Origin of the sequence: Nocardioides pocheonensis (assembly GCF_003725535.1) — a bacterium.
GTDB lineage: Bacteria > Actinomycetota > Actinomycetes > Propionibacteriales > Nocardioidaceae > Marmoricola > Marmoricola pocheonensis.
Genome location: NZ_RJSF01000040.1, coordinates 883,493 through 900,109, shown reverse-complemented (window position 1 = coordinate 900,109; position 16,617 = coordinate 883,493). Strand labels below are relative to the sequence as shown.

Below are 16,617 nucleotides of genomic sequence, written 5' to 3'. Positions count from 1 at the left end.
AGTCTCTCCTTCAGCCCGCGCGCAGCGGGGAGTCGATGTCTACGAGTACGTCGGCGCCGTCGAGGCGCACCGGGAAGATGGGGACGGGCTCGGTGGCCGGCGGGCCGGTCGGCTTGCCGGTGCGAAGGTCGAACCGCGACCCGTGCATCCAGCACTCGATCTCGCAGCCCTCCACCTCGCCCTCGGACAGCGCGACGGCAGCGTGGCTGCACTCGTCCTCGATGGCGTAGAAGTCGTCGCCGCTGCGGACGATCGCCACGTCGAGGCCGTCGACCTCGACGCGGATCGCCTGCCCGTCGGCGACCTCGCTGGCCGCGCAGGCTCGTTCCCAGCCCATCAGGCAGGACCCTCCCTGAGGACGTTCTTGGCCAGCTCGGCCTCGACCGTCGCGGTCAGCTGCTCCTCCAGCGACGGCACGCCGACCTTGCGGATCAGGTCGTTGAAGAAGCCGTGCACCACGAGCCGGCGGGCCTCGTGCTCCTCGATGCCGCGCGAGCGCAGGTAGAACAGCTGCTCGTCGTCGAAGCGCCCGGTGGCCGAGGCGTGCCCGGCACCCTCGATCTCGCCGGTCTCGATCTCGAGGTTGGGCACCGAGTCGGCCTGGCAGCCGTCGGTGAGCACGAGGTTGCGGTTCTCCTCGTAGGTCTCGATGCCCTCGGCGACCTTGCGGATCAGCACGTTGCCGATCCAGACCGTGTGGGCACCCTCGCCCTGGAGCGCACCCTTGTAGCTCACGTGGCTGCGCGTGCGGGGCGCGTTGTGGTCGACGAAGAGCCGGTGCTCGATGTGCTGGCCCTCGTCGGCGAAGTACAGGCCGAGCATCTCGACCTCGCCACCCGGACCGGCGTACTCGGCCGTGGTGTCGTGGCGCACGAGGTCGCCGCCGAAGCTCACGTCGATGTGCCGGAAGGTCGCGTCGCGCCCGACCTTCGCGTGGCGGTGGCCGACGTGGACGGCGTCGTCGTCCCAGTCGTCGATGGACACCACGGTGAGGTGGGCGCCGTCGCCGACGACGTACTCGACGTTGTCGGCCAGCGTGCCCGAGCCCACGAACCGGAGCACCAGGGTCGCCTTGCTGTGCGCGCCCGCGCTCACGACCAGGTGGCTGGCCGTGGCGCTCTCGCTGTCCTTGCCGGTCAGCGTGACGACCACGGGCTCCTCCGGAGCAGCCTCGGCGGGGATCGTCACCGCCCAGGCACGGGTCGCCTCGGCCCACACGCGCGCCGCGATCCGGTCGCTCGGCACGAAGCCGCTGGACCCGCGCAGCGGGCTGTCCGGGGCGATCAGCTCGATGCTCACACCGGCGGGAGCATCTGCCTCCGCGCCGACGCCGTCGCCGTCGAGCGGGGCGTCGTCGTGCAGGCCACGCAGGCGCTTGAGCGGCGTGAACCGCCAGATCTCCTCACGACCGGTCGGCACGGCGTGATCGGCGACGTCGAACGACCGGTGCGGGTGCAGGTGGGAGTCGACGTCCTCCACCTCGAGGGCATGGGACAAGGTCTCAGCCGTCACCCCACGGCTCCTTCCATCTGCAGCTCGATGAGGCGGTTCAGCTCGAGGGCGTACTCCATCGGGAGCTCCTTGGCGATCGGCTCGACGAACCCGCGCACGATCATCGCCATCGCCTCGTCCTCGGCCATGCCCCTCGACATCAGGTAGAAGAGCTGGTCCTCGGAGACCTTGGAGACGCTCGCCTCGTGGCCCATCGACACGTCGTCCTCGCGGATGTCGACGTACGGGTAGGTGTCGGAGCGGCTGATCTGGTCGACCAGCAGCGCGTCGCAGAGCACGTTGCTCTTCGACCCGTGGGCGCCCTCGTTGATCTGGATCAGCCCGCGGTACGACGTGCGACCACCGCCGCGCGCCACCGACTTCGACAGGATGCTGGACGAGGTGTGCGGCGCGGCGTGCACCATCTTCGCGCCTGCGTCCTGGTGCTGGCCCTCGCCCGCGAACGCGATCGACAGCGTCTCGCCCTTCGCGTGCTCACCCATCAGGTAGATCGCGGGGTACTTCATGGTCACCTTGGAGCCGATGTTGCCGTCGACCCACTCCATCGTGGCGCCGGCCTCGCAGGTCGCCCGCTTGGTCACCAGGTTGTAGACGTTGTTCGACCAGTTCTGGATCGTCGTGTAGCGGCACCGGCCGCCCTTCTTCACGATGATCTCGACGACCGCGGAGTGCAGCGAGTCGCTGGAGTAGATCGGCGCCGTGCAGCCCTCGACGTAGTGCACGTAGGCGTCCTCGTCGACGATGATCAGGGTGCGCTCGAACTGGCCCATGTTCTCGGTGTTGATCCGGAAGTAGGCCTGCAGCGGGATGTCCACGTGGACGCCCTTGGGCACGTAGATGAACGAGCCACCCGACCAGACGCTGGTGTTCAGCGCGGCGAACTTGTTGTCGCCCACCGGGATCACCGTGCCGAAGTACTCCTTGAAGATGTCCTCGTGCTCGCGCAGCGCGGTGTCGGTGTCGACGAAGATCACGCCCTGCTGCTCGAGGTCCTCGCGGATCGAGTGGTAGACGACCTCGGACTCGTACTGGGCCGCGACGCCGGAGACCAGGCGCTGCTTCTCGGCCTCGGGGATGCCGAGCTTGTCGTAGGTGTTCTTGATGTCGGCCGGGAGGTCGTCCCAGGTCGCCGCCTGCTTCTCGCTGGAGCGGACGAAGTACTTGATGTTCTCGAAGTCGATGCCGGAGAGGTCGGAGCCCCAGGTCGGCATCGGCTTGCGGTGGAAGAGCTTGAGGCCCTTCAGGCGCAGGTCGAGCATCCACTGCGGCTCGCTCTTCTTGGCGGAGATGTCGCGCACGACCTCCTCGTTGAGGCCGCGGCGCGCCGCGGCGCCGGCCACGTCCGAATCGGCCCAGCCGAACTCGTAGCGCCCGATGCCCTTCAGCTCCGGGTTCAGCTCCTCGATGGAGGTCATGTCGAGACCGTCCTCTCCTTGGGGGTGGTCGAGCGTCCGGCGGCCGAGCCGACCGGATGGGGGATGCAGGTGGTGCACACGCCGTCGCCGTGGGCGATCGTGGCGAGACGCTGCACGTGGCTGCCGAGGACGCGACTGATCGCCTCGGTCTCGGCCTCGCACAGCTGGGGGAACTCGTGGGCGACGTGGGAGACCGGGCAGTGCTGCTGGCACAGCTGCTCCCCCGCGCTCTGCTGGTTGACCAGCGGCAGGTGTCGTGCGGTGGCCGCGTAGCCCTCGCGCGTGAAGATCCTTGCGAGCGCCTCGGCCGGCGACAGGTGCGGGTCGTCGGCGAGCACGTCGGCGAACTGCGCCTCGATGAACGCCACCCGCCGCTCCGCGAAAGCCTTCACCGCCTCCTCGCCACCGGTCTCGGCGAGGAACCGGAGCGCCTGGACGGCGAGGTCGTCGTACTGCTGGTCGAAGTATGTGTGGCCACTCTCGGTCAACGCGAACACCTTCGCCGGCCTTCCGCGACCGCGGACCTTGGTCGAGCGGGGCTCGCGCGCCTCGACGGCACCCTCGGCCAGGAGGTGGTCCAGGTGCCGGCGTACGGCGGCGGGCGTCAGGTCGAGCCGCTCACCCAGCGCTGCGGCGGTCGACGGGCCGTTCTCCAGGATCGACCGGACCACCCGCTCGCGGGTGGGCGCGTCGCCGGCGTCGGGGCGGGGCGCCGTGACGGCGCCCAGCCCTGCTTCGCCGAGCCTGGGGTGGATTTCCACAACACCAGTGTGCCGTTAATGCTCCGGGGCTTTCAAATAAGGCTGCCCTAACCACCCGCACCGGGGTATCTGCCCGGGCCGGCGGACCTCCTGACGGGCGTCACGGTCCGCACGTCCTGACCGTCGCCGTCTCGCCAGGAGGAAGACCATGCGTCCCCTGTTCGCCGACACCATCGCGACCGCCCGGGCCGACGAGCTGCCGGACTGGCCGCAGGCTCCGGCCGCGCCCGCTCCCGCCTCGCCGACAGGTCCGGCGACGGGGCCGGCCGTGCCGACGCAGCGGCGTCCCGCCGACCGCGTCCGCGCGCCGCACACGTTCGAGGCCCAGCGCCTCCGCCGCACCGCGGGCTGACCCGCGGGGCACGGGCGCCGGCGCGGACTCCCTCCCGTTCGCCGGCGCCCGTGCCGCACGATCTCCCGTCCAACATTTGAGCGAAATGTCCGAAACGGGACCAAAGTCGCGGTTCTGATGGTTCACTCGTTCCACCACGGAGCCCTTGCCGTGGTCTCCGAGGAGGACCGGATGTCGCTGCGTGCCGTTCTGCACTCTCGCGTCCTGCTCCTGGTCTGCCTCGCCGTCACGATCGCGGTGCCGGTGTTCACCATGCCGCACCTGCAGCGGGTCAGCCTCTGGCCGATCGTCCTGGGCCTGGTGCCGTGGGTCGTCGGGAAGTACCTGCTCTGCCCGCTCCGGTGGCGCACGCTCACGCCGGCCGGCGAGGACGGGCGCCGCGGACACCGCTGGTTCCTGCGCGCGTACGCCGAGTCGGAGCTGCTCGGCCTGGTCACCCCCGGGCACATCGGGGCCGACGTCTGGCGGGTCCACCGGCTCACCCACGACGGACTCGCCCGGGGTGACGCCTTGATGAGCGTCGGGGCCGACCGGCTCGTCGGAGCCGTCGGCCTGGCCGTCTTCGTCGCGTTCGCCGCGACCACGCTCCCGGCCCGGATGCTCGTCGCCGCCGCCGCGCTCGGTCTCCTGCTCGTGGTGGCCGCCCTCGTCGTGCACCGCGTCCGGCCCGACCTGCTCCCCCGCGGCCCTCTACCCCGGCCCCGGGCGCTGCTGATCGGGCTCGTCCTCTCCGCCGGCTACCAGCTGACCATCGCGGGCCTGCTGCTGGGCACGATCGCGGCCACCGGCCACATGCTCTCGCCGCTCGCGCTGCTCGGCGCGTTCGGGGCGAGCCAGCTGGCGGCCGCCGTACCGGGTCCGAACGGCGCGAGCCCTCGCGACGGTGCGCTGGTGCTGGCCCTGGTCGCGCTCGGCCTTCCCTGGATCGCGGCGACCGCCGCGGTGGCGCTCAAGGCCGTGCTGGCCTGGCTGCCGGCGCTCGCACTCGGCGGGGTCAGCCTCCTGATCCGCCGTCGCCAGCTGCGCCTGGCCCAGGCCACCGCCTGACCCGGTCCGACGGAGGGCACTCCTCGGGACCTTCGCCTCACCACGCGCCCGCACGCAGGACGCAGGATGGAGGCATGGTGCTCGCGATCGCCCACCGCGCCGGCAACTCCCTGGCCGGCATGCACGCCGCCAACGAGCTCGGCGTCGACGTGATCGAGTGCGACGTGCACACCTACCGCGGCCGCCTGGAGGTCCGGCACCTGAGGACCGCGGGACCGTTGCCCTTCCTCTGGGACAAGGGCGAGCTCGTGTCCGCGTCGGCACCCCGGCTGGGCCTGCAGGAGCTGCTCGAGGCCGACCAGCACGGCACCCTCTTCATGCTCGACGTCAAGGGCCCGTGGACGTGGGCCGGGCGCAACGTCGCCCGGATGCTGCACGACGGCGGCCACCACCGCCCCGTGCTGGCGTGCGGGCGGTGGTGGCCCTCGATCGACGCGATGGCGCACCTGCCGTACGTGCGGCCGGTGCTGTCGGCGCGCAACCGCCTCGAGATGGCCCGCCTCCGCCGCCGGCTGTCCCGCGGCCCGCGGCCCTATGGCGTGTCCGTCCACTGCAGCCTGCTCGACCGCGACGTGGTGCGCTGGCTGCACGAGCACGTCAGCGTGGTGATGACGTGGCCGGTGAACGACCTCGACGTGCTGGACCACGTGCTCGACCTCGGCGTGACCGGGGTGATCAGCGACGAGGACCACGTGCTGGCCGTGGTCAAGACCAGGGCCGAGTGAGGGGGTTGACGAGCGGTGATGACGGGATGAGCACCGGCGCAGGACCTCTCAGCGTCGTCTCAGCGGGCGCCTTCTAGAATCCGCTGGTGCCGACCATCCCCGCCGTCGAGGTCTCCGGCCTCGTGATGAGGTACGGCGACAAGGTGGCCGTCGACGGCCTGGACCTCGCGGTCGCCGAGCACACCATCACCGCGGTCCTGGGCCCCAACGGCGCGGGGAAGACCACGACGCTCGAGACCTGCGAGGGCTACCGCCGCCCCCAGCAGGGCGCCGTGCGGGTGCTCGGGCTGGACCCGACGGCCGACCAGCGCGCGCTCCTGCCGCGGATCGGCGTGATGCTCCAGGGCTCCGGGGCCTGGTCCGGCGTCCGCGCGATGGAGATGCTGCGCCACATCGCGCGGCTCCACGCCCATCCGCTCGACGTCGACCTGCTCGCCGACCGCCTCGGCCTGCACGACTGCGGGCGCACGCCGTACCGGCGCCTCTCGGGGGGCCAGCAGCAGCGCCTCGGCCTGGCGACGGCCGTGGTCGGCCGCCCGGAGGTGGTCTTCGTCGACGAGCCCACGGCCGGCATGGACCCGCTCGCCCGACGCACCACCTGGGAGCTGCTCGAGGAGCTCCGCGCCGACGGCGTGACCGTGGTGCTCACGACCCACTACATGGACGAGGCCGAGCGCCTGGCCGACCAGATCCACATCATCGACCAGGGCCGGATGATCGCCTCCGGCACGCCCGCCGACCTGACCCGCGGCGGCACGGCGACGATCCGGCTGGTGGTGACCAAGCCGTTCCCGCCCGGCGCGCCGGCGTCGCTGCAGGAGGCGCTCGGACCGCAGGTGAGCGTCACCCCGATCAGCGACGTGAGCCTGCTCATCGCCGGACCGGCCGACAGCACGACCCTCGCGACGGTGGCCGGCTGGTGCGAGCTGCAGGGCGTCCTGCCCGAGTCCCTGAACCTCGGCCAGCGCAACCTCGAGGACGTCTTCCTCGAGCTCACCGGAAAGGACCTGCCCCGTGACTGAGGTGCGGGCCGAGGGCCGCGGCACGTTCGCACCCAGGCCCGGCGCGGCGCCGCTGACCCGGCAGGTGCTCGCCCAGGCGTCGATGGAGGCACGGCTCATGGTCCGCAACGGCGAGCAGCTGCTGCTGGCCGTCGTGATCCCGGTGCTCGTGCTGGTCGGCGGCGTCGCCGGCGCGCACCGGATCGGCATCCACTTCCACGAGCGGGCGGTCGACGCCCTCACCCCCGGCGTCCTGGCCCTCGCGGTGATGTCGACCGCGTTCACCTCGCTGGCGATCGCCACCGGCTTCGAGCGTCGCTACGGCGTGATCAAGCGCCTCGGCGCGTCCCCGCTCCCCCGCTCCGGGCTGCTCATGGGCAAGATCGGCGGCCTCCTGGTCGTGGAGCTGATGCAGGTCGTCGTCATCAGTGGCGTCGGCCTGGTGCTGGGCTGGCGACCGCACACGTCGGTGGTCGCGATCGCGGGTGCCTTCCTGGCCCTGCTGGTGGGCACCTTCGCCTTCGCGTCGCTGGGACTCTTCCTGGCCGGTGCGCTGCGGGCCGAGGCGACGCTCGCGGCCGCGAACCTCGTCTACCTGCTGCTGATGGCCGGCGGTGCCGTCGTGCTCCCGGCCGACGCGTACGGCGGCGCCGGGCACGCGCTGGGCTGGCTGCCGTCGGGCGCGCTGGGCGAGGCGATGCGCACCGCGCTCACGCACGGCAACCTGGCCGTCGGCGACCTGCTCGTGCTCGCTGCCTGGGGCGCGCTGGGCACCGTGCTCACCGCCAAGACCTTCACCTGGGAGTGACCCCTTGACCGTCCTGCCGCGTCTCGACGCGTACCTGCGCCCGCTCGCCTGGGCGACCCTCGTCGCCAACTGCGTACTGGTGGTCACGGGCGGGGCCGTCCGGCTCACCTCCTCGGGGCTCGGCTGCCCCACCTGGCCGCGGTGCCACGGCGGCGACTTCACGCCCCGGCACGCGTGGTCGGTGCACTCGGCGATCGAGTTCGGCAACCGCACGCTCACGTTCGTCCTGGTCGCGATCGCGGTCGCCACGCTGGTCGCGGCCTGGCAGTCCGGGCGTCGCGACCTCCGGATGATCGCGCTGGCGATCGCCCTGGGCATCCCGGCCCAGGCGGTGATCGGCGGGATCACCGTGAAGACCGACCTCAACCCGTGGGTCGTCTCGCTGCACCTGGTCGCCTCGCTGCTGATCATCGCGCTCTCGGTGCTGTTCCTCCGCCGGCTCGACGGACCGATGCCGGCGTACGCCGGTGGCCCGCTGGCGCTGCTCGCCTCGCTGAACTCCGCCGTCGGCTGGGTCGTGCTCTACCTCGGCACCGCGGTCACCGGTTCGGGACCCCACGCGGGCGACGCCAAGGCGCCCCGCAACGGGCTCGACCCGCTGCAGATCTCGCAGGTCCACGCGGACCTGGTGTTCCTGTTCGTCGGCCTCACGGTCGCGATGGTCCTGCTGCTGCCCGCGACCGGCCCCTCCGCCGAGCCCGCGCGTGCCGCGCGGGTGCTGCTCGGGCTCCAGGTGGCGCAGGGGGTGCTCGGGTTCGTGCAGTACTTCACCGGGCTCCCGGTCGTGCTCGTGGGCCTGCACATGCTGGGTGCGGCCCTGGTCACCGCCGCGATGACCTGGCTGCTGCTCGCAGTCCGCGAGCGACCGGCGACCCGGACGGCCGCCGCCTGAGGTTCAGAGCGCCTTCTCGCCCCACCAGCTCGCGGCCGGGTTGGCGTTGAAGTTCCCGATCGGTGTGTACCCCTCGGCCTCGTAGAACGCCATCGCGTGCTGCTGTCGCGGACCGGTGTCCATCCGGGCGACCGCGAATCCGAGCGCCCGGGCGGCGTCCTCGAGCGCGTGCAACAGCTGCCGAGCCACCCCCTGCCGGCGGGCAGCCGGCACGACGTACATCCGCTTGAGCTCGCACGCGCCGTCGGGCAACCGCTTGACGCCGCCGCAGCACACCGGAGCCTCGTCGCGGTAGCCGACCAGGAAGGCCCCGTGCGGCGGGCCGAGGTCGCGCGGCCCCGCGGTCGGCATCCCCGGCGCCTCGAGGTCGAGGCCGTCGTACAGGGCGTCCATCTCGGCGGCGAACGCCGCGAGCAGCAGCGCTCCGTCGCCCTCGTCGACGCGACCCGGACGGAAGACGACGGACATCAACGGGTGAGCAGCGGATCCAGCGCGACGGCGACGAACAGCAGCGAGAGGTACATGTTCGACCAGTGGAAGAGCCGCATCGGCTTGATCCGGCTGAGCTCGTCGCTGCGTCGGGCGCGCAGCCACATCAGGTGCGCCTCGACGAGGAACGCGCCGCCGAGCACGACGGCAGCGACCGGGTAGACCGGACCGGTGTCGGCCACCGGCCACAGGGCCAGCGACATCGCCACCATCGCCCAGGAGTAGGCGACGATCTGGCGCGCGACCGCCTCGCCGGAGCGGCGTACGGGCAGCATCGGCACGTCCACCGCGGCGTAGTCCTCGCGGTAGCGCATCGCCAGCGCCCAGGTGTGCGGCGGCGTCCAGAGGAACACCACCAGGAACAGCACGACCGGCGGCCAGGCGAGCGAGTCGGTGACGGCCGTCCAGCCGATCAGGGCCGGGAAGCAGCCGGCGAGGCCGCCCCACACGATGTTCTGCGTCGTGCGACGCTTGAGCACCATCGTGTAGACGAACAGGTAGAACGCCGAGGCCGCGAGCGCGAGGCCCGAGGACAGCCAGTTCACGAAGAAGCCGAGCACGAGGGTCGAGATCACGGCGAGCGCGATGCCGAACACGAAGGCCGCGCGGGGCGAGACCATGTGGCGGGGCAGGGCCCGGCGGCGCGTGCGACGCATCTGCTCGTCGATGTCGCGGTCGTAGACGCAGTTCAGCGCGTTGGCGCTGCCTGCGGAGAGCGTGCCGCCGACGACCGTGGCGACCACGAGCCCGAGGGCGGGCACGCCGCGCTGGGCGTAGAACATGACCGGGACGGTGGTCAGCAGGAGCAGCTCGATCACGCGAGGCTTCATCAGGCCGACGTACGCGGCGACGACGTCCTTCAGGGTCGCCCAGCCGCCGAGGTGTGCCGGGTCCACGGACGTGGTGCTCACCTGGGAGTCGACCGCGGTCACGCAGGGCCTCGATTCGGGTCGGCGGGGGCGCGCATGGCGAGGGCGCAGCAGTGGTACTGGCTCGCTGAGTCTAACGGTCCCTGAGTAGGCTCGTGGGCGGTGACCACAGGGTCACCTCTGAGCCACCTGTCCCCGTACGACCCGCGCTCGTCCGACCCCGTCCCGAGAGGACCGCCTTGAGCAAGACCCGCACCCCGTTGGAGTGGACCGAACTCGACCAGCGGGCGGTGGACACCGCACGCTGCCTGGCGATGGACGCGGTCCAGAAGGTCGGCAACGGCCACCCGGGGACGGCGATGAGCCTGGCCCCCGCGGCGTACCTGCTCTTCCAGAAGCGGATGCGGCACAACCCGGCCGATCCCGCGTGGCCTGGCCGCGACCGGTTCGTGCTCTCCTGCGGGCACTCCTCGATCACGCTCTACACCGAGCTCTACCTGGGTGGGTTCGGTCTCGAGATCGAGGACCTCAAGGCGCTGCGCACCTGGGGCAGCAAGACGCCCGGCCACCCGGAGCACGGGCACACCGCCGGCGTCGAGACGACCACCGGCCCGCTCGGGCAGGGCGTCGGCAACGCCGTCGGCATGGCGATGGCCGCGCGCCGCGAGCGCGGACTGTTCGACCCTGAGGCTGCGGAGGGCGAGAGCCCGTTCGACCACCACGTCTACGCGATCTGCTCCGACGGTGACCTCGAGGAGGGCGTGAGCGCGGAGGCCTCGAGCATCGCCGGCCACCAGCAGCTCGGCAACCTCACCCTGATCTACGACGACAACCGGATCAGCATCGAGGGCGACACCCGGATCGCGTTCACCGAGGACGTCGGGAAGCGCTACGAGGCCTACGGCTGGCACGTCCAGGTGGTCGACTGGACCCACAACGGCGACCGCACCGACGGGAAGAACTACCACGAGGACGTGCCCGCGCTGTGGGCCGCGCTCGAGGCGGCCGAGGACGTCACCGACCGGCCCAGCCTGATCATCCTGCGCACGATCATCGCCTGGCCCTCGCCGCAGGCGCAGAACACCGGAGCCGCCCACGGCTCGGCGCTCGGCGCCGACGAGGTCGCCGCGACCAAGAAGGTGCTCGGCTTCGACCCCGACCGGACCTTCGAGGTCTCCGACGAGGTGATCAGCCACACCCGCGCCCTCGTCGACCGCGGCAAGGTCCTCCAGGCGGCGTGGGAGGAGGAGTTCGAGGCGTGGGCCCAGGCCAACCCGGACCGCGCGAACCTCTTCACCCGGATGTCCACGCGCACGCTCCCCGCGGGCTGGACCGATGCGCTCCCGTCCTTCCCGGCCGACGAGAAGGGGATGGCGACCCGCAAGGCGTCCGGCTCCGTGCTCAAGGCGATCGCTCCCGTGCTGCCGGAGCTGTGGGGCGGCTCGGCCGACCTCGCGGAGTCCAACAACACCACGCCGGAGGGTGAGCCCAGCTTCACCCCCGAGGAGTTCCAGACCTCGTCGTGGAGCGGCAACAAGTACGGCCGTGTGCTGCACTTCGGCATCCGCGAGCACGGCATGGGCTCGATCATGAACGGCATCACGCTGCACGGCGGCACCCGCGTGTACGGCGGCACCTTCCTGGTGTTCTCGGACTACATGCGCCCGGCCGTGCGGCTCGCGGCCCTGATGGGGCTGCCGACCATCTACGTGTGGACCCACGACTCGATCGGCCTCGGCGAGGACGGCCCGACCCACCAGCCGGTCGAGCACCTCGCGGCCCTGCGGGCGATCCCGGGGCTGGACGTCGTACGTCCGGCCGACGCCAACGAGACCGTCGCTGCGTGGCACGCGATCCTCGAGCAGACCGACCGTCCCGCCGCGCTCGCCCTCACCCGGCAGAACGTCCCCACGTTCGCCCGCGGCGAGGACGCCGGTGAGCAGTGGGGTGGCGCCGAGGGCGTGGCCCGCGGTGCCTACGTGCTGGTCGATTCCGACGGTCTCCCCGACGTCGTGCTGATCGGCACCGGCTCCGAGGTCCAGCTCGCCGTCGCCGCGCGGGAGCAGCTCGCCGCCAAGGGGATCAGGGCGCGCGTGGTCTCCATGCCCTGCCGCGAGTGGTTCGACCGGCAGGACCAGGCCTACCGCGACACCGTGATCCCGCCCAACGTCCGCGCTCGGGTGAGCGTCGAGGCCGGGGTGGCCCAGGGCTGGCGCGAGGTGGTCGGCGACGCCGGCCGGATGGTCTCGCTGGAGCACTTCGGCGCGTCCGCGGACTACGACACGATCTACCGCCAGTTCCACATCACCGCCGAGGCCGTCACCCTGGCCGCGGAGGAGAGCCTGCGGGCGCTGGAGGCAACCACCCGCTAGGACCGCACCGCTCAGCGCGACCCGCCTGACCGGCCGAGCGCACGCAACCGAAGGAGTCTTCATGTCCGAACGTCTGAAGAAGCTGTCCGAGGCCGGTGTGTCGATCTGGCTCGACGACCTGTCCCGCGAGCGGATCGAGACCGGCAACCTCGCCGACCTCGTCAAGAACTCGTCCGTGGTGGGCATCACGTCCAACCCGACGATCTTCGCCGGCGCCCTCGCCGACGGTGAGCGGTACGACGAGCAGGTGCGCCGGCTCGCGGCCGACGGCGCTGACGTCGAGCGCACCGTGTTCGAGCTGACCACCACCGACGTGCGCGACGCGTGCGACATCATGCGCCCGGTCTGGGAGGCCACCGGCGGCGTCGACGGCCGGGTCTCGATCGAGGTCACCCCCGACGTCGCCCACGACACCGAGGCCACGGTCGCGCAGGCCAGCGAGCTCTGGGCGGCGGTCGACCGTCCCAACGCCTACATCAAGATCCCGGGCACCCCGGAGGGGCTGCCCGCGATCACCGAGACCCTCGCTGCCGGCATCGACGTGAACGTCACGCTGATCTTCGGCCTCGACCAGTACCAGGGCGTGATGGAGGCCTTCGTCGCCGGCATCGAGAAGGCCCGTGACAACGGGCACGACATCTCGAAGCTGCACTCGGTCGCGTCGTTCTTCGTCTCGCGGGTCGACACCGAGATCGACAAGCGGCTGGAAGCGGCCGGGGCAGACAAGTCCTTGTTCGGCCGCGCAGGCGTCGCGAACGCGCGCCTGGCCTACAAGGCGTTCGAGGAGTTCTTCGCGTCCGACCGCTGGGCCGCTCTCGAGGCCGCCGGCGCCCGCCGGCAACGTCCGCTGTGGGCGTCCACCGGCGTGAAGAACCCCGACTACGACGACACCATGTACGTCGTCCGCCTCGTCGTCGACGACACCGTCAACACGATGCCGGAGAAGACCCTCGAGGCGGTCGCCGACCACGGCGAGATCGCCGGCGACCAGGTCCGCCCGAACTACGCCGACGCGCAGGCCACCATGGACGAGCTGGCGGCGGCGGGCATCGACTACGACGACGTGATCGCAGTGCTGATCCGCGAGGGCGTCGAGAAGTTCGTGAAGTCCTGGCAGGAGCTGGGCGAGACGGTCCGCGGGAGCCTGGAGCAGGCCAAGGCATGACCTCGGCGGCCTCCAGCGACCCGGTGGACGCCACCAGCACGGCGGCGTGGGCGCGGCTGACGGAGCGCGCAGACGGCTTCGAGCCCGACCTCCGGGGCTGGTTCGCAGCAGACCCCGGCCGCGCCGAGCGGCTCACCTTCGACGCGGCCGACCTCCACGTCGACCTGTCCAAGGGGCTGGTCGACGACGAGATCCTCGCCACCCTGGTGGGGCTCGCCGACGAGGTCGGCCTGGAGGCCCGGCGCGAGGCGATGTTCCGCGGCGAGCGGATCAACGTGACCGAGGGCCGCCCGGTCCTCCACACCGCGCTGAGGCTGCCCGAGGACGCCGTCCTCGAGGTCGACGGGCACGACGTGGTCGCCGACGTGCACGAGGTGCTGCGCCGGGTCTACGCGTTCGCCGATCAGGTGCGGTCCGGCGCGTGGACCGGCGTCACCGGAGATCGGATCCGGACCGTCGTCAACATCGGCATCGGCGGCTCCGACCTCGGCCCCGTGATGGCCTACGAGGCGCTGAGGCCGTACGTCGCTGCCGACCTCGAGTGCCGCTTCATCAGCAACATCGACCCGACCGACTGCGCCACCACCCTGGCCGACCTCGATCCGGCCACGACGCTGTTCATCGTGTCCAGCAAGACCTTCGGGACCCTCGAGACCCTCACCAACGCCCGCCTGTGCCGCGCCTGGCTGCTCGACGGACTTGCCGATGCCGACCGGTCGGCCGCGGTCGCGAAGCACTTCGTGGCGGTGTCGACCGCGCTGGACAAGGTGGCCGACTTCGGGATCGACCCGGCCAACGCGTTCGGGTTCTGGGACTGGGTCGGCGGTCGCTACTCGGTCGACTCCGCGATCGGCACGTCGTTGGTGGTGGCGATCGGGCCGGAGCGGTTCGCCGAGTTCCTCGCCGGCATGCACGCGATGGACGAGCACTTCCGGACCACGCCGACCGAGAGCAACGTGCCCGTGCTGATGGGCCTCCTGAACGTCTGGTACACCGACTTCCTGGATGCGCAGACCCACGCGGTGCTCCCCTACGCGCAGCTGCTGCACCGGTTCCCGGCGTACCTGCAGCAGCTGACCATGGAGTCCAACGGCAAGGGCGTGCGCTGGGACGGCAGCCCGGTCACCACCGACACCGGCGAGGTCTTCTGGGGTGAGCCCGGCACGAACGGGCAGCACGCGTTCTACCAGCTGATCCACCAGGGCACCCGGTTGATCCCGGCGGACTTCATCGCGTTCGCCAACCCGGCGTACCCGCTGCAGGACAGCCACGACGGGGAGAGCACGGACGTCCACGAGCTGTTCCTGGCGAACTTCTTCGCGCAGACGCGTGCCCTCGCGTTCGGGAAGACCGCGGAGGAGGTCCGTGCGGAGGGCACGGCGGAGGCCGTGGTGCCGGCCCGGGTGTTCACCGGCAACCGGCCGACCGCCTCGATCATGGCGCCGGCCCTGACCCCGGGGGTGCTGGGCCAGCTGATCGCGCTGTACGAGCACATCACCTTCACCCAGGGCGTCGTGTGGGGCATCGACAGCTTCGACCAGTGGGGAGTCGAGCTGGGCAAGCAGCTCGCGCTCGAGATCGCCCCCGCCGTCGCGGGCGACACCCGTGCGGCGGAGCACCAGGACCCGTCCACGCGTTCGCTGATCGACTACTACCGGAGGCACCGCCGATGACCGGGCACGTCAACCCGCTGCGCGATCCCGAGGACCGCCGCCTTCCGCGCATCGCCGGGCCGTGCGGCATGGTGCTGTTCGGCGTGACCGGCGACCTGTCCCGCAAGAAGATCATGCCGGCGATCTACGACCTGGCGAACCGTGGCCTGCTGCCCCCCGGCTTCAGCCTGGTCGGCTTCGCCCGGCGCGACTGGGAGGACCAGGACTTCGCCCAGATCGTGCACGACTCGGTGCGCGACCACGCGCGCACGGAGTTCCGGGAGGAGGTCTGGAAGCAGCTCGCCGAGGGCTTCCGGTTCGTCCCCGGCGACTTCAACGACGACCACGCCTTCGACCAGCTGCGGCGGACGATCGAGGAGCTCGACGAGGTGCGCGGCACCGGCGGGAACCACGCCTTCTACCTCGCCATCCCGCCGTCGTTCTTCGGCGACGTCGCCGACCAGCTCAAGGAGCACGGTCTCGCCCAGCCGAAGGAGGGCTCCTGGCGGCGGGTCGTGGTGGAGAAGCCGTTCGGCCACGACCTCGAGTCGGCGCGGCACCTCAACCACATCCTCGACGAGGTCTTCCCGTCCGGGTCGATCTTCCGGATCGACCACTACCTCGGCAAGGAGACGGTCCAGAACATCCTGGCGATGCGGTTCGCCAACAACCTCTTCGAGCCGATCTGGAACGGCAACTACGTCGACCACGTGCAGATCACCATGGCCGAGGACGTCGGCATCGGCGGGCGCGCGGGCTACTACGACGGCGTCGGCGCGGCCCGCGACGTCATCCAGAACCACCTGATGCAGCTGCTGGCGCTCGTGGCCATGGAGGAGCCGGTCTCGTTCGACGCCGAGAGCCTGCGCGCCGAGAAGCTCAAGGTGCTCTCCTCGGTGGTGCTGCCCGACCGGCTCGACCTGAGCACGGCGCGCGGGCAGTACACCGCCGGCTGGGCCGGCGGGCAGAAGGTCCTCGGCTTCTGCGAGGAGGACGGCATCTCGAAGCGCTCGAAGACCGAGACGTACGCTGCTGTGCGGTTGAACGTCGAGACGCGGCGCTGGGCCGGCGTACCGTTCTACCTCCGCACCGGCAAGCGGCTCGGCCGTCGGGTCACCGAGGTGGCCGTGGTGTTCAAGCGGGCGCCGCACCTGCCCTTCAACGCCACCGCGACCGAGGAGCTCACCCCGAACACCCTGGTGATCCGGGTGCAGCCCGACGAGGGCATGACCATCCGGTTCGGCGCCAAGGTCCCCGGCACCGCGATGGAGATCCGCGATGTGAACATGGACTTCGCCTACGGCGGGTCGTTCACCGAGTCCTCCCCCGAGGCCTACGAGCGCCTGATCCTCGACGTGCTGCTCGGCGACCCGCCACTGTTCCCGCGCCACGAGGAGGTCGAGCTGTCCTGGAAGATCCTCGACCCCGTCCTCGCGTACTGGGCGAGCAAGGGAACGCCCGACCCGTACGGCCCCGGCACCTGGGGCCCGAAGTCGGCCGACGAGATGCTCGCCCGCGACGGCCGCACCTGGCGCAGGCCCTGATGAGGAGACGGTT

At 71.3% G+C, this 16,617-nt stretch carries 16 protein-coding genes; 10 read left to right on the top strand and 6 right to left on the bottom strand.

The window, feature by feature from the left end:
* Positions 1-10: 10 nt before the first annotated feature.
* The 4 genes from EFL26_RS15125 to EFL26_RS15110 are packed head-to-tail and all read right to left on the bottom strand — an operon-like array spanning position 11 to position 3,682.
* A complete protein-coding gene (locus EFL26_RS15125; protein WP_123223658.1) occupies positions 11-337 on the bottom strand; it encodes a non-heme iron oxygenase ferredoxin subunit in 327 nt (108 codons plus the stop codon).
* The gene (gene sufD, locus EFL26_RS15120) at positions 337-1,512 is read right to left on the bottom strand and encodes a Fe-S cluster assembly protein SufD (protein WP_123223657.1); all 1,176 of its coding nucleotides are present in this window, start codon (positions 1,510-1,512) and stop codon (positions 337-339) included. Before sufD ends, EFL26_RS15125 begins: the two co-directional genes overlap by 1 nt.
* Positions 1,509-2,927: a Fe-S cluster assembly protein SufB gene (gene sufB / locus EFL26_RS15115; RefSeq protein WP_123223656.1), complete on the bottom strand. Its 1,419-nt coding sequence runs from the start codon at positions 2,925-2,927 to the stop codon at positions 1,509-1,511. Before sufB ends, sufD begins: the two co-directional genes overlap by 4 nt.
* Positions 2,924-3,682 (bottom strand): helix-turn-helix transcriptional regulator, encoded by a 759-nt coding sequence (locus EFL26_RS15110; RefSeq protein WP_123223843.1) that lies wholly within the window; start codon positions 3,680-3,682, stop codon positions 2,924-2,926. Before EFL26_RS15110 ends, sufB begins: the two co-directional genes overlap by 4 nt.
* A gap of 154 nt (positions 3,683-3,836) precedes the next feature.
* Here EFL26_RS15110 and EFL26_RS15105 point away from each other — a divergent pair, with 154 nt between their 5' ends.
* The 6 genes from EFL26_RS15105 (at position 3,837) to EFL26_RS15080 (ending at position 8,513) form a co-directional block, all read left to right on the top strand.
* Positions 3,837-4,040 carry a hypothetical protein gene (locus EFL26_RS15105; RefSeq protein WP_123223655.1) on the top strand — a complete coding sequence of 68 codons (204 nt, stop codon included), beginning with the start codon at positions 3,837-3,839 and terminating at the stop codon, positions 4,038-4,040.
* A gap of 117 nt (positions 4,041-4,157) precedes the next feature.
* Positions 4,158-5,087, top strand: a complete 930-nt coding sequence (locus EFL26_RS15100; protein WP_123223654.1) for a lysylphosphatidylglycerol synthase domain-containing protein — start codon at positions 4,158-4,160, stop codon at positions 5,085-5,087.
* Between the two features lie 74 nt (positions 5,088-5,161).
* A complete protein-coding gene (locus EFL26_RS15095; protein WP_123223653.1) occupies positions 5,162-5,812 on the top strand; it encodes a glycerophosphodiester phosphodiesterase in 651 nt (216 codons plus the stop codon).
* A gap of 86 nt (positions 5,813-5,898) precedes the next feature.
* The gene (locus EFL26_RS15090; RefSeq protein ID WP_123223652.1) at positions 5,899-6,834 is read left to right on the top strand and encodes an ABC transporter ATP-binding protein; all 936 of its coding nucleotides are present in this window, start codon (positions 5,899-5,901) and stop codon (positions 6,832-6,834) included.
* Entirely contained in the window at positions 6,827-7,621 is a 795-nt protein-coding gene (locus EFL26_RS15085; RefSeq protein ID WP_246000206.1) for an ABC transporter permease, read from the top strand. Before EFL26_RS15090 ends, EFL26_RS15085 begins: the two co-directional genes overlap by 8 nt.
* A 4-nt stretch (positions 7,622-7,625) precedes the next feature.
* Positions 7,626-8,513: a COX15/CtaA family protein gene (locus EFL26_RS15080; RefSeq protein ID WP_123223651.1), complete on the top strand. Its 888-nt coding sequence runs from the start codon at positions 7,626-7,628 to the stop codon at positions 8,511-8,513.
* 3 nt (positions 8,514-8,516) lie between these two features.
* On the opposite strand, the gene EFL26_RS15075 is transcribed toward EFL26_RS15080, so the two are convergent.
* The gene (locus EFL26_RS15075) at positions 8,517-8,981 is read right to left on the bottom strand and encodes a GNAT family N-acetyltransferase (RefSeq protein WP_123223650.1); all 465 of its coding nucleotides are present in this window, start codon (positions 8,979-8,981) and stop codon (positions 8,517-8,519) included.
* Entirely contained in the window at positions 8,981-9,913 is a 933-nt protein-coding gene (locus EFL26_RS15070; protein WP_246000228.1) for a heme o synthase, read from the bottom strand. The genes EFL26_RS15075 and EFL26_RS15070 overlap by 1 nt, the downstream gene beginning before the upstream one ends.
* 197 nt (positions 9,914-10,110) lie before the next feature.
* Between EFL26_RS15070 and tkt the strand changes: the two genes are divergently transcribed.
* From tkt to zwf, 4 genes are all read left to right on the top strand, one after another.
* A complete protein-coding gene (gene tkt, locus EFL26_RS15065; protein WP_123223648.1) occupies positions 10,111-12,243 on the top strand; it encodes a transketolase in 2,133 nt (710 codons plus the stop codon).
* 61 nt (positions 12,244-12,304) lie between these two features.
* Positions 12,305-13,408 carry a transaldolase gene (tal, locus tag EFL26_RS15060; protein ID WP_123223647.1) on the top strand — a complete coding sequence of 368 codons (1,104 nt, stop codon included), beginning with the start codon at positions 12,305-12,307 and terminating at the stop codon, positions 13,406-13,408.
* The gene (gene pgi, locus EFL26_RS15055) at positions 13,405-15,081 is read left to right on the top strand and encodes a glucose-6-phosphate isomerase (protein WP_123223646.1); all 1,677 of its coding nucleotides are present in this window, start codon (positions 13,405-13,407) and stop codon (positions 15,079-15,081) included. The genes tal and pgi overlap by 4 nt, the downstream gene beginning before the upstream one ends.
* Entirely contained in the window at positions 15,078-16,604 is a 1,527-nt protein-coding gene (gene zwf, locus EFL26_RS15050) for a glucose-6-phosphate dehydrogenase (RefSeq protein ID WP_123223645.1), read from the top strand. Before pgi ends, zwf begins: the two co-directional genes overlap by 4 nt.
* The last annotated feature ends 13 nt before the right edge of the window (positions 16,605-16,617 follow it).

Coding starts and splice junctions, on each gene's coding strand:
- EFL26_RS15125 (WP_123223658.1), bottom strand. CDS start 337: ATGGGCTGGGAACGAGCCTGCGCGGCCAGCGAGGTCGCCGACGGGCAG.
- sufB (WP_123223656.1), bottom strand. CDS start 2,927: ATGACCTCCATCGAGGAGCTGAACCCGGAGCTGAAGGGCATCGGGCGC.
- EFL26_RS15105 (WP_123223655.1), top strand. CDS start 3,837: ATGCGTCCCCTGTTCGCCGACACCATCGCGACCGCCCGGGCCGACGAG.
- EFL26_RS15100 (WP_123223654.1), top strand. CDS start 4,158: ATGGTTCACTCGTTCCACCACGGAGCCCTTGCCGTGGTCTCCGAGGAG.
- EFL26_RS15095 (WP_123223653.1), top strand. CDS start 5,162: ATGGTGCTCGCGATCGCCCACCGCGCCGGCAACTCCCTGGCCGGCATG.
- EFL26_RS15075 (WP_123223650.1), bottom strand. CDS start 8,981: ATGTCCGTCGTCTTCCGTCCGGGTCGCGTCGACGAGGGCGACGGAGCG.
- tal (WP_123223647.1), top strand. CDS start 12,305: ATGTCCGAACGTCTGAAGAAGCTGTCCGAGGCCGGTGTGTCGATCTGG.
- pgi (WP_123223646.1), top strand. CDS start 13,405: ATGACCTCGGCGGCCTCCAGCGACCCGGTGGACGCCACCAGCACGGCG.
- zwf (WP_123223645.1), top strand. CDS start 15,078: ATGACCGGGCACGTCAACCCGCTGCGCGATCCCGAGGACCGCCGCCTT.